Consider the following 14308-nt stretch of genomic DNA (forward strand, 5'->3'; position numbering starts at 1 on the left):
GCCCCGCAGACCTGGGAGATGACATCCAAGCGACTGGATGAAGGGGGTCAGGCCCCTGCGTAGTGGTTGGCAGCGCGTTTGTTTTTCAGTCGCTCGGCACGAGCCATGGCCTCATGGATGTCGTCGCGTTCGATTTCCTGAACCGTCTTGAAATACAAAACAGCCAGGACAACCATCAAAACGCCCAAGACGAGCATTGAAATCAACATAAAAGCACCTTTTGACACCAAAGCAAGCAGAATTGTTTGCTGGGGCGATTATGTGGAAAAGATACTGCTTAAGTTATTAAAGATTGTTAGACAGCTCATGACCTGGTGCCATAAAGCCCCAATCCTTGTGCGTGCAGACGGCTCAGACCCAGCAAAGCATCGGTCAGCGGCGTGGCCACTTGGGTGAGTTGCCCCAACTCACACACGGCCGAAACCAAGGCATCCAGTTCCACAGGCTTGGACGCCTGCACGTCCTGCAGCATGGAGGTGCGAAAAGCCCCCAGCTTGCGCGTTACGGCGTGACGGTCTTCGGGCTCTTGGTCGATAGGGATGCCAATTTTTGCACCGATGGCTTTGGCTTCGAGCATGACACCCGAAATGAATTGGCGCACCAACGGGTCGTCGAGGATCCGATCTGTGGTGGCTCCTGTCAGGGCACTGATCGGGTTGATCGTCATATTGCCCCAGAGCTTGTACCAAATGTCTTTCTGAATTTGTGGTGACAGCGTGGCATTGAAGCCCGCCCGACGCAGCAAAGCATGCAGCGCATGCACACGAGGCGTGGACTGCCCAGAAGGCTCGCCCACGATCAGTCCATCACCAAAATGGTGGCGTATCACCCCCGGCGCATCGACCGAGCAGCTGGCATGCACCACGCAGCCGATGATGTGCTGCGCCGGCAGGGCACGGGCGATCGTGCCAAGTGGATCCACCGCATTCAAGGAACGCCCCGCCACCGGGCCACCCAAGCCCTGCAAGAACCACCAGGGCACGCCATTCATGGCCGTGAGCACCACGGTGTTGGGACCGATCAAAGGCCCTACTTGCTGCGCCACGGCCGCCAGCGCCGGGGCCTTGACCGAGATCACCACCAAATCCTGCACGCCCAAGGCGGCAGCATCATCCGAAGCGGTCACTGGCACAGTCAGCAGCTCACCCGCCTGGTGCAATCTCAAACCATGTTGACGCACGGCCGCCAGCGTGTCGCCCCGCGCCAGAATGCTGACCTGCGCCCCGGCACCCGAATCCAAACGTGCAAGATGCACGCCCAGCCAACCGCCAATGGCTCCAGCGCCGACGATGGCGATTTTTGGGAATGTCATGCTGTTGTCCGTCAAGCTCATGCGCGCCACCCTGTGTCCATGCGGTCCATCTGGCGCACCAGCGCCTCGAACACATCTTGCCCTGCCCCATGGTGGGGGTTGAACTGCAAGGCGTCGCGTGTGCATTTGGCGGCAATCGCTTCAGGCACTGGAATCGCCTCACCCATGCTTTGCGTGGCCAGCTGGATTTCGCAGGCACGTTGCAGCGTCCACAAAATCGCAAAGGTTTGCGACAGACTCGTGCCCCAAGCCAGCAGACCATGGTTGCGCAAGATCACGGCAGGTTTGCGACCGATGCTTTGCAACACGCGTGGACCCTCTTCACCATGGATGGTGATGCCTTCGAAGTCGTGATAAGCCACCATGTCATGCAATTGCGCCGAATAGAAATTGCTTTGCGACAGGCCGTCCTTCAAGCACGCCACCGCTACGCCCGCTGTGGTGTGGGTGTGCATGACGCAATGCGCCCCATCGATGCCGCCGTGCAGCGTGGCATGCACCACAAACCCGGCCGGATTGACCTTGTAGGGCGAGCCGTCCAACACCTCGCCCTGCATGTTGATCTTGACCAGGTTGCTGGCCGTGACTTCGCTGTAATGCAGGCCAAAGGGGTTGATCAGAAAGTGTTTTTCACCGCCCGTCACGCTGTCTGGCAGGCGCAGCGTGATGTGGTTGTAAATCATCTCGGTCCAACCGAGCATGGCAAACACGCGGTAACAAGCGGCCAGCTGCAACCGCGTCTGCCACTCGTCAGGATGCACCCGCGCTTGCAGCGACGGCACCACGGGTTGGGGAGTGGGGAACATCGTGATCTCCTTCATTGGGGTCAAAACCCATTTGTTTCTTTGTTTCGCCGGACAAATTAAATTGGGATCTGAGCCCAATCAACCCATCAATACGTGGCACCTTTGGCGGGCGCGGCTGCGGGCACAGCCGATTTGAAATGCGCCGCCAAATCGGTGGTTTGGCGCATCAAGAGCTGGGTATCCAGGCCCACGGCCACAAACACCGCGCCCAAGCGCAAGTAATGCTCGGCCAGTTGCCGGTCAGGCGTGAGGATGCCGGGGGCTTTGCCCGCTTTCAAAATGCGGGCAATGGCATCGGCAATCGCGGCCTGCACCTCGGGGTGTGCGGCGTTGCCCACATGGCCCATCGACGCCGACAAATCGGCCGGGCCGATGAAGACACCATCGACCCCAGGCGTGGCAGCAATCGCATCCAGATTCTTCAGCGCTTCACGCGATTCGACTTGCACCAAGAGGCAGACTTCTTGGTTGGCGCGCTTGAAGTAATCCGGCAAATGCCCCCAGCGCGAGGCCCGTGCACCCGCCATGCCGCGCACGCCGCCCTGGCCATCGTCTTGTGGGTAGCGCATGGCTTGTACCAATTGCGCTGCTTGCTCGGCCGTGTCGACCATGGGCACCAGGATGTTTTGCGCGCCGAGATCGAGGTATTGCTTGATGAGCGCCGTCTCGCCCACGGGCACGCGGCACACCGGGTGGCTGGCGGGGTAGGCGGCCACGGTTTGCAACTGGGCCTGGATGCTGCGCAGGTCGTTGGGCGCGTGTTCGCCGTCGATGACCAGCCAGTCAAAACCCGCCAGGGCGCAGATTTCGGCGGTGTAAGCGCTGGCCAGGCCCATCCACAGACCGATTTGGGGCTGTTTGTTTTGAAGGGCTTGTTTGAATGTATTCACTGGGGTGTTCACAAGGCGACTCCTTTAAGGTGATCAAGGTTTGCAGAATGTTGGGGTCGGGGCGTATTGGCTTCGATGAGGGTGCTGTTCGGGTCCGGTGGGCCTGTCCGGGCTCAGAGGCGCTTAGCTTTGCCACATCGCCCAGCCAGGCCCCCCGGACCCGACCAGCGTGGGCGTGCGAAACATTCTGGTGTTAAATGAATTTGAACTCCAGCTTGCCCAGTGGCCCGTAGTCGACGTCAAACACATCGCCTACTTTGGCCACCGCCGGTTTGGTGAAGGAGCCCGCCAAAACGATTTCGCCGACTTGCAGGTGTTCGCCCCATGGTGCCAACTTGTTGGCCAACCAGGCAATGCCCACAGCGGGGTGACCTTGCACGCCCGCCGCCAAACCGGTTTCTTCGACCACGCCGTTTTGCCGCAGCACAGCACCGCACCACGGCAAGTCGGTGGCCAGCGGGTCAACCCGCTTGGCCCCGAGCACGATGCCCGCGTTCGCCGCGTTGTCGCTGATGGTGTCGTACACCTTGCGCATGACTTTGGTGTGGCGGTCGAACTGCTCGATGCGCGAATCGATGATCTCGATCGCAGGGGTCACGTAATCGGTCGCTTCCAGCACCTGCTGCACCGTCACGTTCGGGCCGCGCAGTTCTTTTTTGAGGATGAAGGCCAACTCCACCTCAACACGCGGCGCAATGAAATCGGTGAAGGGAATGTCCAGCACTTGGCCCGGCGTGCAGGTGTAGCGCATGTCATCCAGCAGCGTGCCGTAATCAGGCTCGTCGATCTGGCTCGAGACCTGCATGGCGCGGCTGGTGAGGCCGATCTTGTGACCGATCATGGTTCGCCCTTCGGCGAACTTGAGCTGCATCCAGGCGCGGTTGATGCGGTAGCCGTCTTCGATCGTCATGCCCGGAAAGCGCTTGGAAAAGTGCTCGATCTGGGTGCGGGATTTTTCAGACTGGTTGAGCTCGTGCGCGAGCTGCAGGATCTGGTCTTCGGTGAACACGGACATGGCTCAAACCTTGTTGAAAAGTGGATGCAGGTTGCTGTGCTTGGCGTCAAACACCTCGGGGCCGACGTCGATCTGCAGTGTGATGCCGATGTGGCGCTGCGCCATGACGGGCGCAAAAAAAGCCTTGGCGACTTCGAGCAATGTTTGCCCGGCGCTTTGTTGTGTGGCCTCACTTCGACCACGGCCCATGCGGACATTCAGGTACACAAAGGCGTAATCACCTGTGCCGCCTGCTTCTTGCCCCGCCGCGCCGCCATCGGCCACCGCGTAATGCGGCGCCGGGTAGGCCAGCACACGTGTGCCGCCTGTGGGGAAAACCTGTTTGCCAGACTCGTCTTTCACCGTGAGCATGGCGTCGGCCATTTGGCGGCACAGGGTGGTCATGTTGACTTCAGCGTCCAACTGACCGGTGTAGAGAATCACAAGATGGGGCATGTGTCGTTCTCCTCAAAGGCGGGTGCTGATGGCCGTGTAGCCCTCTGCACTGCTGGCCACGGCAGCGGGCACTTGGCTGCCGTCTTGCGGGGTCACTTCAAAAATCGCGTTGAGCTGGCCCGTGCCACTCGCGCCAAAGTAGGGCGTCACCATGTCGACGCCGCCGTCGTAGCCGGTCCAGCCCAAGGCGCCCATGAGCATGGCGGTGTCGTGCATGAAGCCTTCGCCGTGGCCTTTGCTGGCGTACTCTGGCAGCATTTCGCAAAAGGCTTTCCATTCGCGGTTGCCCCACATTTGCAAGACTTGCTTGTCGAGCTGCTCCAAGAACGGGCTCCAAATCTTGTGGGCAAATTCGGGGGCTAAACCGTTCTGTGCAAAGCGGTGACTGAGCGAGCCGCTGGCCAGAAACGCCACCTTGCCGTCGTAGTGCTTTTCTACCGCCTCGCGCATGGCCCAGCCCAAGCGGGCACTGTCGTTGAGGTAATGCACCATGCACAGCGCCGAAACCGAAATGACCTTGAAGTGCTGGTCTTCGTTCATGTAGCGCAGCGGCACCAGCGTGCCGTACTCAGGGTCGAGCGTGGTGTTGTCGTGGGCCAATGTTTCCACGCCGTGTTCGTTCGCCACTTTGGCCAGCAAATGCCCCAGCTCAGGGTTGCCCGGCGACTCAAAAGCCATGTGGTTGATGAAGTGCGGCAGCTCGTTGCTGGTGTAGCTGCCTTTGAAGTGCGGCGCGCAGTTGATGTGGTAATTCGCGTTGACCAGCCAGTGCGTATCAAACACCACCAGCGTGTCCACGCCCATGGCGCGGCATCGGCGGCTGATTTCCTTGTGACCATCGATGGCGCTTTGGCGCGTGCCAAATCGCGGCCCCGGGATTTCGCTCAGGTACATGCTGGGCACGTGGGTGATTTTGGCGGCGAGGGCGAGTTGTCCCATGGGGTGTCCTTTGAATGGGCTTTGAATCAGATGACTTGCAACAAGGTCAAGCCCCACACCAGCCAAAGCCCGAGCAGCACCAGCATGCTGGCCGCAAAGAGTTTGAAGCGCGTGAACACCACATTGCGGCCGCAATGCACCACACTGTGGCCCACCCTCAGCAACACATACACGCAGGCCAACACCAATGCGCCGATGCTGACCGTTTGCGTGACATAAAGACCGATACACGCCACATAAAACATGACGGGTGTTTCAAACAAGTTGGAAAAATTGTCGGCACAGCGGGTGTCTTTGAGGGCCGCCGCAAACTCGCTGCGCGTGGACACTTTTTGTGGGTGCACACGCAGCGCCTTGAATTGTCGAACGCGCTCGCGAAACGTCAAGTAAGCGACCACCAGCACCAAAGCCATCATGGCAAAGACAGGCGCCCAAATGGCCAATGGATTCACAGTCATCTTGATCTCCGGTTGGAAGGTCGGTGTACTCAAACGCCCCAATGCGGGATGTGGTGGCCGCCCAGCGACACCGCCACGTTTTTGGGCTCGCAGAACACTTCGTAACTCCAGGTGCCGCCTTCACGGCCCGTGCCACTGGCCTTGGTGCCGCCAAAGGGCTGGCGCAGGTCGCGCACGTTTTGGCTGTTCACAAAGCACATGCCCGCCTCGACCGCTGCCGCCACGCGGTGCGCCTTGCCCAGGTTCTCGGTCCAGACATAGCTGCTCAAACCGTATTCGATGTCGTTGGCTTTTTCAATCGCATCCTGCTCGTCCTTGAACGGGATCAGGCAGGCCACGGGGCCGAAGATTTCTTCTTGCGCGATGCGCATGCGGTTGTCCACGTCGGCAAACACGGTGGGCCAGACGAAGTTGCCGTGCTTGACATGCGCAGGCAGCTCGGCCGCGTAGCTGGGTTGGCCCAGACCGCCGCAGAGCATCGTCGCGCCCTCTTTGGGGCCGAGTTCGATGTAGCTGCGCACCTTGGCCAGGTGGGCTTTGGAGATCATGGGGCCGACGATGGTTTTTTCATCGAGCGGGTCGCCCACGGTGATGCGTTTGGCGCGCTCAGCAAACCTGACGGCAAAGTCGGCGTAGATGCTTTGCTGCACCAGGATGCGGCTGCCTGCGGTGCAGCGCTCGCCGTTGTTGCTGAAGATCATGAAGATGGCGGCATCCAAGGCGCGGTCCAGGTCGGCGTCTTCAAAGATCACAAACGGGCTCTTGCCACCCAACTCCATGCTGAACTTTTTGAGGCCTGCGCTTTGCACGATGCGGTTGCCGGTGACGGTAGAGCCAGTGAAGCTGATGGCGCGCACATCGCGGTGCGAGACCAGCGGCTCGCCCGCCTCTTTGCCGTAACCATGCACCAGATTGAGCACGCCAGCGGGCACACCGGCTTCGAGTGCCAGCTCGCCCAGGCGCGCTGCGCTCATGGGCGAGAGTTCGCTCATCTTGAGCACGGCGGTGTTGCCAAAGGCCAAGCAGGGCGCGACCTTCCAGGTGGCGGTCATGAAGGGCACGTTCCAGGGGCTGATGAGAGCGCACACGCCCACCGGGTGGAACAAGGTGTAGTTCAGGTGGGTGGGCGTGGGGTAGGTATGGCCGTCCACACGGGTGCACATCTCGGCAAAGTAGTGGAAGTTGTCGGCCGCACGCGGCACCAGCTGTTTGCCGGTTTGGCTGATGGTCTGGCCACAGTCTTTTGTCTCGGTCTCGGCGATCTCAGGAACGTGCTTGGTGATCAGGTCGCCCAGCTTGCGCATGATCTTGGCGCGCTCAGTCGCAGGCGTGGCGGCCCACTTAGGGAAGGCGGCTTTGGCGGCGGCCACGGCGGCATTCACTTCTGCTTCGCCGCCCGAGGCGACTTCGGCCAGCACTTCTTGCGTGGCGGGGTTGACGGTTTCAAAGTAGTCGCGGCCTGCGACGGACTGGCCATGGATGAGGTGGTCGATTTTCATGTTCAAGCTTTCACGATGGTGTTGGTCAGCGCCCCGATGCTGTCGATCTCGGTGACGATCACGTCGCCAGGCTGGCAATCGACGATGCCGTCGGGTGTGCCGGTCAGGATCAAGTCGCCGGGGTTCAGCGTCATGAAGCTGCTGAAGTACTCGATCAGCGTGGGTACGTCGAAAATCATGTCGGCGGTGCTGCCGCTTTGCGTGACCTGGCCATTGACGGTGGTCTGCAACTTCAGTGCCATGGGCCCACCTTGACGTTGATGCACATCCACCGCATCCACCAGCCAGGGGCCAATCGGCGTGCAGGTGTCGCGGTTTTTCACGCGCAGGTTGGGGCGGTACCAGTTCTCCAGGTAGTCGCGGATCGCATAGTCGTTGGCCACGGTGTAGCCGCCTACGTAGTCGTAAGCGTCGGCCTTCTTCACGCGGCGTGCAGTGCGGCCAATGACCACGGCCAGCTCGCACTCATAGTGCATGTACTTGACGTCAGCAGGGCGCTTCGTGAAAGCCTTGTGCCCGATCAGCGAGGCCTCACCTTTCATGAAAGCCAACGGTTCTTCGGGTGCTTTGAAGGCGAGTTCTTTGGCGTGGTCGGCGTAGTTGAGACCCAGCGCGATCACGGTGCGCGCTTGCGGAACGGGGGCCAGTGGCGGCAGCCAGACGACTTCATCAAAACCGACGCGCCGCCCCTTGTGCGGGCCTTGGGTGATGAGCAACTGGCCATCTGACTCAACGGCTTCCTGAATGGCGCCCGACCAGGCGATGCGTGCGTGCTTCATGCGGCACCTCCCACTTGCACAGACACGGACGAAAAGCCAGACGCAGAAATCTCCACCCGATCACCCGCTTTGGCGCGTGGGCGTGAGCCATCGTCCAGGCAATCGGTGCCCAACATCAACACGTCGCCGGCTTGCAACGTCATGAATTCGCCCACATCGGCCAGCAGCGTGGGCAAGTCACGCATCAACCCACGCAAATCCACCGTTTGCACCCGCTCACCATTGCAGCGCACTTCGATTTGCAGCGCGGCCCAGTCAGCCACCTGCCCCTTTGTGACCTGCTGCGGCAAAGCCAGAAAGCCATCGCGGCAGCGGAACTTGACTGGGGGACGGTAGTAGCTGGCATGCGGCACCGACCAGTCGCACAGCAGCGCGGCAGCGCCAACTTGACCGTCGTGACAGATGACCAAGCCCAGCGTGGCACCGATGTCGACTTCGCTCACGCCGTCTTGCAGCACCAAAGCCTGCCCAGCGGGGCTGAAGGTGTTGGCAGTTTTCACGTAAAGCACCGGCGATTGGGGTGGTGCCTTGTGCGGATCTTGCGTCATGCGCGGGCCCCAGAGGTCCCACTCACGTCGAAAGTTCAGCAAAGCACCATAGACCGTGCCTTGGGGTTGCCAGGGCAGATTCGCGGTTGGGATCGACTGCATGCCTTATTCCTCTGTGTGTTCTTGTGCATCTGCATCGGTCACTTCCAATGCGATCACCTTGTCCAACAACTCGTACAAAGCCATCAAGCGCGCCTTGCCGAGTTGCTGTTCCATCCAGGCGTAATGCGCTTCGATGGTCTGAGACAAAGCCTGCACCTTGTCCAGGCCCAATGCGGTGGCGCGCACCACAGTGCGGCGGGCGTCTTGTGGGCAACGATGGCGCTCAATCAGGCCGTCACGCTCCATGCGGGTCAACACGCCGGAGAGGCTGGGGCCCAACAAATAGGCCTCATGGGCCACACGACCGGTTTCAATGCCACCGGGCTCGTCCGAATGCTCCCCCAACACACGCAAAACGCGCCATTGTTGGTCCGACAAGCCATGCTCACGCAAGCTAGGACGGGTGTGGAACATCACCGCCTCACGGGCTTCGAGCAAAAGCCGGGGCAAGTTGCGGTGGGCAAAAGAAGGTTGGTTGCTCATTTATTTAACATGTTAAATGAATAGCTGCTCACTGCCATGCGGGTTTCTACTGAAACCATCGGTCACTTCACGCTCTGCAAGCAGGCTTTTCCCCTAAGATGCCCACACCTTGGAGACACCATGAACCTTCCCCTGCGCCTCACGATTTGGCCTCTGGCCGCATGTCTGGGCTTTTTAGCTCTGGGTTGCGCTGCGCAGCCAAGGCCGGACTGCAAGCCCGCCCCGGAGAACGTCGCAGAGTTGGTGCAACTCCGTCCGCGTTTTCACACCGTCAAAGGGCCACTCGCAGAGTTCGACCCGTGCCACAAATCGTCACAACTGACCGTGCCTAGCCGATGGAATGGCAGCCCCTTGGCCATCAAACCGCCACTGATGATCATTGCGCATGGGGGAGGAGGCCTGGGCATGCTCGAGCGCAATCTGGCAACTGCCCTTCAAAAAAAGGACATCGCCACACTGGTGTTTGACGCCTACCAAATGAATGGCTTCTACCAAGGCTACCCGTTCTGGGGTTCGCAAGCGACCAACGAATCGCGTCAACGCATGATCTACAAAGCGGCCAAAGGGGCCTACGAGTGGGCGCTGACACAGTCGGACAAAATCGACACCCGTTCAATCTATTTACAAGGCGTCTCCAACGGCGCTGCCGTGGTGGCCAATCTGGCCAGTGTGGTCAGCCCCGAGCATGTCAAAGCTGTTTTCGCCGAAGGCTTGCCCGGCATGGGCATCGGTTTGCCTGACACGGTGGCTGTGCCCGTCAAACTGGTATTTGGCAAACTCGACAACTATGGCGGCAAACACCCAGAAGACTGGATGTGGCAACGTCAAGAAAGTTGTCTCGTCAACCGCGCACCCAACTCGGAAATTCCTGTGGGCAATGCAGCGCGATGCAACGGCCGCCAAAACCCCACGGACCTCACCGAAAAACCGATCGACTGGATGAACCGGCTCAAAGCCCAAAAAGCCGACATCGATGTCTGGTTTTACGACAACGCGGCACATGGCATTTTTCAGGGGCCCATCGATCGAAAAATGTTGACCTACGGCACCGACAACGTGACTTTTTCATGGACGGGATCCGAGAATTCGGCCAAGGAAAAAATGCTGGCCGACTTGCTCAAGCTCATCCAGAACCCAACCACGTCCCCCTGAACCATGATCGCCAAATCACTGCTCCCCGATCTGCTGGCTCCCATCGTGCAAGCCCCCATGGCCGGGGCCAACAACCACCGCTTGGCTGCCGCCGTGTGTGAAGCTGGCGGTCTGGGCTCGTTGCCAGCGGCCATGTTGAGCCCGGCCGATCTGCACACCGAATTGCAAGCGCTGCAGCGAGCCACGCAGCGCCCTTACAACGTCAACTTCTTTTGCCACACCCCACCCACACCCGATGCGCAGATGCAGGCGGCATGGCAACAAACTTTGGCACCTTATTACCAAACCATGGGGCTTGCGCCCAACGCAGCCAGCAGCGGCGCGGCGCGTGTGCCCTTCAACCACGCGGCAGCCGATGTGCTGGAAGTCTTTCGGCCAGCGGTGGTGAGCTTTCACTTTGGCCTGCCATCGCCTGATTTGCTTGCTCGCGTCAAAGGCTGGGGCAGTTTGGTGCTGTCATCGGCCACCACGGTGGCCGAAGCACTGTGGCTGCAGGCGCATGGCGCGGACGCCATCATTGCGCAAGGCCTGGAGGCCGGTGGGCACCGGGGCATGTTCCTGAGCGAGGACCTGAGCACCCAAATCGGCACCTTCGCCCTGCTGCCGCAAATCGTACAAGCCGTTCATTTGCCGGTGATTGCAGCCGGCGGCATCGCCACCCCGGCTGGCGTGGCTGCTGCCAAAGCGCTGGGCGCAGCGGCTGTGCAAATCGGCACCGCTTACTTGTGCAGCCACGAGGCCACCACCAGCGCCCTGCACCGCAACGCCCTGCAGTCCAGCGCGGCAGAGCACACGGCGCTGACCACGTTGTTCACGGGCCGTCCGGCAAGGGGCATCGTGAACCGCGTCATGCGCGAGTTGGGGCCCATCCCCCCAAAGGTCCCCGCTTTTCCACTGGCCACTGCCGACATGGCCCCACTGCGCGCAGCGGCCGAAGCGCAAGGCAGCAGCGACTTCACCCCCCTGTGGGCAGGCCAAAACACCAGCGGCTGCCGCACCGCTGCGGCGGCCGACATCACCCGCGATTTTCTGAAGGCTTGGCTCGCGGCTTGAGCCCCTGCGTGAGGCACACTTGCGTCCTATGGCCAAAGACAAATCCATTTTTACCTGCACCGAATGTGGTGGCACCAGCGCCCGCTGGATGGGCAAATGCCCCAGCTGCAACGCCTGGAACACCCTGATCGAGGGTTCGAGCGAACCCGCTGCGGGCAAAAACCGCTTTGGCTCGGTGCACGCTTCGCTGGCCCCCACCTCCGAAGTGCTGCCGCTGGCCCAAATTGAAGCCGCCGACTTTGAGCGCCATCCCACCGGCATCGACGAACTCGACCGCGTTCTGGGAGGCGGCATGGTCGAAGGCGGTGTGGTGCTGATTGGCGGCGACCCGGGCATTGGCAAATCCACCCTGCTGCTGCAAGCGGTGGACGCGCTGCAACGCAGTGGCATGAACACCTTGTATGTGACGGGCGAAGAAAGTGGCGCGCAAGTGGCCATGCGCTCGCGCAGACTGGGCCTGCCCGACTCGCAGGTGCCAGTGCTGCCCGAGATCCAGCTCGAAAAAATCCTGCACACCCTGCAATCGCGCCAACCCGGCATTGCCATCATCGACTCGATCCAGACGGTGTATTCGGACCAACTGACCAGTGCCCCCGGTTCGGTAGCGCAAGTGCGCGAATGTGCCGCGCACCTCACACGCACCGCCAAATCCACCGGCACCACCATCGTGCTGGTGGGGCATGTGACCAAAGAAGGTGCGCTCGCTGGCCCCCGCGTGCTGGAGCACATGGTGGACACGGTGCTGTACTTTGAGGGCGACACGCATTCGAACTTCCGCCTGATCCGCGCCATCAAGAACCGCTTTGGCGCGGTGAACGAAATCGGCGTTTTTGCCATGACCGAAAAAGGCCTGAAGGGCGTGAGCAACCCCAGCGCTATTTTCTTGAGCCAACACGCCGAGCCCGTGCCCGGCAGTTGTGTGATGGTGACACTGGAAGGCACGCGTCCATTGCTGGTGGAAATTCAGGCCCTGGTGGACAGCGGCGGCCCTTCGCCCCGACGCCTGTCGGTGGGCTTGGACCGCGACCGATTGGCCATGTTGTTGGCTGTGTTGCACCGCCATGCGGGCGTGGCCTGCATGGACCAGGACGTATTTGTGAACGCGGTGGGCGGTGTGCGCATCAGCGAACCCGCCGCCGACCTGGCAGTGATGCTGGCGATCACCAGCAGCTTGCGCGGCAAAGCCTTGCCCAAGGGCTTCATCGCCTTTGGCGAGGTGGGTCTGGCCGGTGAAGTGCGCCCAGCCCCGCGCGGACAAGATCGGCTGAAGGAAGCGGCCAAGCTGGGCTTCAAGGTGGCTGTGGTGCCCAAGGCCAACGCACCCAAGAAAAACGACAAGTCCTTTGAAGGCTTGACGATTTACCCGGTCGAGCGGATCGAAGAAGCCATGCAGGTGGTGCGGGGGCTGGACTGAGCACCGCTCAGGCAAGGCACAATCTGCCCCCATGAATTTCACCAAAATCCTCGCGCCGCTGGCCATTGTTGTTTTCACCATCGGAGCCTGGCAGGCCTTTCAATGGGCGGGTATCGCCCTGGCCGTGGGCGGCGTGGTCATGTGGGTGCTGCTGCACTTCACGCGCATGGTCACCATCTTGAAAAAGGCCGCCGACCGCCCCATTGGCCATGTGGCCAGTGCCGTCATGCTCAATGCCAAGCTGAAAAAAGGCGTCAGTTTGATGCACGTGATCGCCATGACCCGCTCTCTGGGCCTGCTGCAAACCGAAAAAGACACCCAGCCGGAGGTCTTCACTTGGACCGACACCAGCCAATCGGTGGTGACTTGTACCTTTGTGGGCGGCAAGCTGACCGAATGGACATTGCACAGACCCGAGCAGGTCAGCCCTTAAAATCCCTGTTTTGCACTGTTTAATGCCCCTTCTTCAAAGGACACTTTCATGAGCGTTGTCATTCCCTCCATGTCAGACCGTGACGGCAAAATCTGGATGGACGGCCAGATGGTCGATTGGCGCGATGCCAAGATCCATGTGCTGAGCCACACCTTGCACTACGGTTGCGGCGCTTTTGAAGGCGTGCGCGCCTACAAAACCGAGCAGGGCACCGCCATCTTCCGCTTGCAAGAGCACACCGACCGCCTGTTCAACAGCGCCAAGATCCTGCGCATGGCGATCCCATTCACCAAAGATCAAGTGAACGAAGCGCAACGCGCTGTGGTGCGTGAGAACAAGTTGGAGTCCGGCTACATCCGCCCTCTGACCTGGATTGGTGACAAGAAGCTGGGCGTCAGCCCCAAGGGCAACACCATCCACCTGATGGTCGCCGCCTGGACCTGGGGTGCGTACCTGGGTGAAGAAGGCATGAAGCGCGGCATCCGCGTCAAGACCAGTAGCTACACCCGCCACCACGTCAACATCACCATGACACAAGCCAAGGCGGTGAGCAACTACACCAACTCCATCTTGGCCAATATGGAAGTGACCGACGAAGGTTACGACGAAGCCCTGTTGCTCGACACTTCGGGCTTTGTGTCTGAGGGCGCAGGCGAAAACATTTTCGTGATCAAAGACGGCGTGATCTACACGCCCGACTTGTCTGCCGGTGCCCTGAATGGCATCACACGCAACACCGTGTTCCACATCGCCAAAGACCTGGGCCTTGAGATTGTGCAAAAGCGCATCACACGCGACGAGATCTACATCGCCGATGAAGCCTTTTTCACAGGCACTGCCGCCGAAGTCACACCGATTCGCGAACTCGACCGCATCCAGCTGGGTGCGGGCAGCCGTGGCCCGATCACCGAAAAAGTCCAGACTGCGTTCTTTGACATCGTCAACGGCCGCAATCCCAAATACGCCCACTGGCTGACCAAGGTTTGAACC

General features: G+C 60.5%; 17 protein-coding genes. 5 read left to right on the top strand and 12 right to left on the bottom strand.

The features are described from left to right. Positions 1-47: 47 nt before the first annotated feature. The 12 genes from ACZ5SR_RS00490 to hpaR all read right to left on the bottom strand — a co-directional run bounded on the left by ACZ5SR_RS00490 (position 48) and on the right by hpaR (position 9266). Positions 48-209, bottom strand: coding sequence for a hypothetical protein (locus ACZ5SR_RS00490; RefSeq protein ID WP_464449658.1), 162 nt, complete (start codon positions 207-209; stop codon positions 48-50). Positions 210-304: 95 nt separating this feature from the next. Next, on the bottom strand, positions 305-1312 hold the full coding sequence (locus ACZ5SR_RS00495; RefSeq protein WP_464449659.1) for a 2-dehydropantoate 2-reductase: 1008 nt from the start codon (positions 1310-1312) through the stop codon (positions 305-307). 17 nt (positions 1313-1329) lie between these two features. Beyond that, complete coding sequence (locus ACZ5SR_RS00500; protein ID WP_464449660.1) at positions 1330-2118, bottom strand: class II aldolase/adducin family protein; 789 nt, start codon at positions 2116-2118, stop codon at positions 1330-1332. Positions 2119-2204: 86 nt separating this feature from the next. Further along, on the bottom strand, positions 2205-3020 hold the full coding sequence (gene hpaI / locus ACZ5SR_RS00505; protein WP_464449661.1) for a 4-hydroxy-2-oxoheptanedioate aldolase: 816 nt from the start codon (positions 3018-3020) through the stop codon (positions 2205-2207). A gap of 181 nt (positions 3021-3201) precedes the next feature. Then, entirely contained in the window at positions 3202-4023 is an 822-nt protein-coding gene (gene hpaH / locus ACZ5SR_RS00510; RefSeq protein WP_464449662.1) for a 2-oxo-hept-4-ene-1,7-dioate hydratase, read from the bottom strand. Between the two features lie 3 nt (positions 4024-4026). Then, positions 4027-4458, bottom strand: coding sequence for a 5-carboxymethyl-2-hydroxymuconate isomerase (locus ACZ5SR_RS00515; RefSeq protein WP_464449663.1), 432 nt, complete (start codon positions 4456-4458; stop codon positions 4027-4029). A gap of 12 nt (positions 4459-4470) precedes the next feature. After that, complete coding sequence (gene hpaD, locus ACZ5SR_RS00520; protein ID WP_464449664.1) at positions 4471-5397, bottom strand: 3,4-dihydroxyphenylacetate 2,3-dioxygenase; 927 nt, start codon at positions 5395-5397, stop codon at positions 4471-4473. Between the two features lie 26 nt (positions 5398-5423). Further along, positions 5424-5855: an MAPEG family protein gene (locus ACZ5SR_RS00525; protein ID WP_464449665.1), complete on the bottom strand. Its 432-nt coding sequence runs from the start codon at positions 5853-5855 to the stop codon at positions 5424-5426. Positions 5856-5884: 29 nt separating this feature from the next. After that, positions 5885-7354, bottom strand: coding sequence for a 5-carboxymethyl-2-hydroxymuconate semialdehyde dehydrogenase (hpaE, locus tag ACZ5SR_RS00530; RefSeq protein ID WP_464449666.1), 1470 nt, complete (start codon positions 7352-7354; stop codon positions 5885-5887). A 2-nt stretch (positions 7355-7356) separates the two neighbouring features. Then, positions 7357-8133, bottom strand: a complete 777-nt coding sequence (locus tag ACZ5SR_RS00535; protein ID WP_464449667.1) for a fumarylacetoacetate hydrolase family protein — start codon at positions 8131-8133, stop codon at positions 7357-7359. Continuing rightward, a complete protein-coding gene (locus tag ACZ5SR_RS00540) occupies positions 8130-8783 on the bottom strand; it encodes a fumarylacetoacetate hydrolase family protein (RefSeq protein WP_464449668.1) in 654 nt (217 codons plus the stop codon). Before ACZ5SR_RS00540 ends, ACZ5SR_RS00535 begins: the two co-directional genes overlap by 4 nt. A gap of 3 nt (positions 8784-8786) precedes the next feature. Beyond that, a complete protein-coding gene (gene hpaR / locus ACZ5SR_RS00545) occupies positions 8787-9266 on the bottom strand; it encodes a homoprotocatechuate degradation operon regulator HpaR (protein ID WP_464449669.1) in 480 nt (159 codons plus the stop codon). Positions 9267-9386: 120 nt separating this feature from the next. Between hpaR and ACZ5SR_RS00550 the strand changes: the two genes are divergently transcribed. From ACZ5SR_RS00550 to ACZ5SR_RS00570, 5 genes are read left to right on the top strand one after another with little or no spacing between them, the layout of a single operon-like run. Continuing rightward, positions 9387-10418 carry a hypothetical protein gene (locus tag ACZ5SR_RS00550; RefSeq protein ID WP_464449670.1) on the top strand — a complete coding sequence of 344 codons (1032 nt, stop codon included), beginning with the start codon at positions 9387-9389 and terminating at the stop codon, positions 10416-10418. Positions 10419-10421: 3 nt separating this feature from the next. After that, on the top strand, positions 10422-11471 hold the full coding sequence (locus ACZ5SR_RS00555) for an NAD(P)H-dependent flavin oxidoreductase (RefSeq protein WP_464449671.1): 1050 nt from the start codon (positions 10422-10424) through the stop codon (positions 11469-11471). Positions 11472-11499: 28 nt separating this feature from the next. After that, a complete protein-coding gene (gene radA, locus ACZ5SR_RS00560) occupies positions 11500-12885 on the top strand; it encodes a DNA repair protein RadA (RefSeq protein WP_353247215.1) in 1386 nt (461 codons plus the stop codon). Positions 12886-12916: 31 nt separating this feature from the next. Continuing rightward, a complete protein-coding gene (locus ACZ5SR_RS00565) occupies positions 12917-13318 on the top strand; it encodes a glycerate kinase (protein WP_464449672.1) in 402 nt (133 codons plus the stop codon). Positions 13319-13366: 48 nt separating this feature from the next. Further along, the gene (locus tag ACZ5SR_RS00570) at positions 13367-14305 is read left to right on the top strand and encodes a branched-chain amino acid transaminase (protein WP_464449673.1); all 939 of its coding nucleotides are present in this window, start codon (positions 13367-13369) and stop codon (positions 14303-14305) included. Positions 14306-14308 lie beyond the last annotated feature (3 nt).

The organism is Limnohabitans sp. TEGF002 (assembly GCF_055395845.1).

Coding starts and splice junctions, on each gene's coding strand:
- ACZ5SR_RS00490 (WP_464449658.1), bottom strand. CDS start 209: ATGTTGATTTCAATGCTCGTCTTGGGCGTTTTGATGGTTGTCCTGGCT.
- ACZ5SR_RS00495 (WP_464449659.1), bottom strand. CDS start 1,312: ATGACATTCCCAAAAATCGCCATCGTCGGCGCTGGAGCCATTGGCGGT.
- ACZ5SR_RS00500 (WP_464449660.1), bottom strand. CDS start 2,118: ATGTTCCCCACTCCCCAACCCGTGGTGCCGTCGCTGCAAGCGCGGGTG.
- hpaH (WP_464449662.1), bottom strand. CDS start 4,023: ATGTCCGTGTTCACCGAAGACCAGATCCTGCAGCTCGCGCACGAGCTC.
- ACZ5SR_RS00515 (WP_464449663.1), bottom strand. CDS start 4,458: ATGCCCCATCTTGTGATTCTCTACACCGGTCAGTTGGACGCTGAAGTC.
- hpaD (WP_464449664.1), bottom strand. CDS start 5,397: ATGGGACAACTCGCCCTCGCCGCCAAAATCACCCACGTGCCCAGCATG.
- ACZ5SR_RS00525 (WP_464449665.1), bottom strand. CDS start 5,855: ATGACTGTGAATCCATTGGCCATTTGGGCGCCTGTCTTTGCCATGATG.
- hpaE (WP_464449666.1), bottom strand. CDS start 7,354: ATGAAAATCGACCACCTCATCCATGGCCAGTCCGTCGCAGGCCGCGAC.
- ACZ5SR_RS00535 (WP_464449667.1), bottom strand. CDS start 8,133: ATGAAGCACGCACGCATCGCCTGGTCGGGCGCCATTCAGGAAGCCGTT.
- ACZ5SR_RS00540 (WP_464449668.1), bottom strand. CDS start 8,783: ATGCAGTCGATCCCAACCGCGAATCTGCCCTGGCAACCCCAAGGCACG.
- hpaR (WP_464449669.1), bottom strand. CDS start 9,266: ATGAGCAACCAACCTTCTTTTGCCCACCGCAACTTGCCCCGGCTTTTG.
- ACZ5SR_RS00550 (WP_464449670.1), top strand. CDS start 9,387: ATGAACCTTCCCCTGCGCCTCACGATTTGGCCTCTGGCCGCATGTCTG.
- ACZ5SR_RS00555 (WP_464449671.1), top strand. CDS start 10,422: ATGATCGCCAAATCACTGCTCCCCGATCTGCTGGCTCCCATCGTGCAA.
- radA (WP_353247215.1), top strand. CDS start 11,500: ATGGCCAAAGACAAATCCATTTTTACCTGCACCGAATGTGGTGGCACC.
- ACZ5SR_RS00565 (WP_464449672.1), top strand. CDS start 12,917: ATGAATTTCACCAAAATCCTCGCGCCGCTGGCCATTGTTGTTTTCACC.
- ACZ5SR_RS00570 (WP_464449673.1), top strand. CDS start 13,367: ATGAGCGTTGTCATTCCCTCCATGTCAGACCGTGACGGCAAAATCTGG.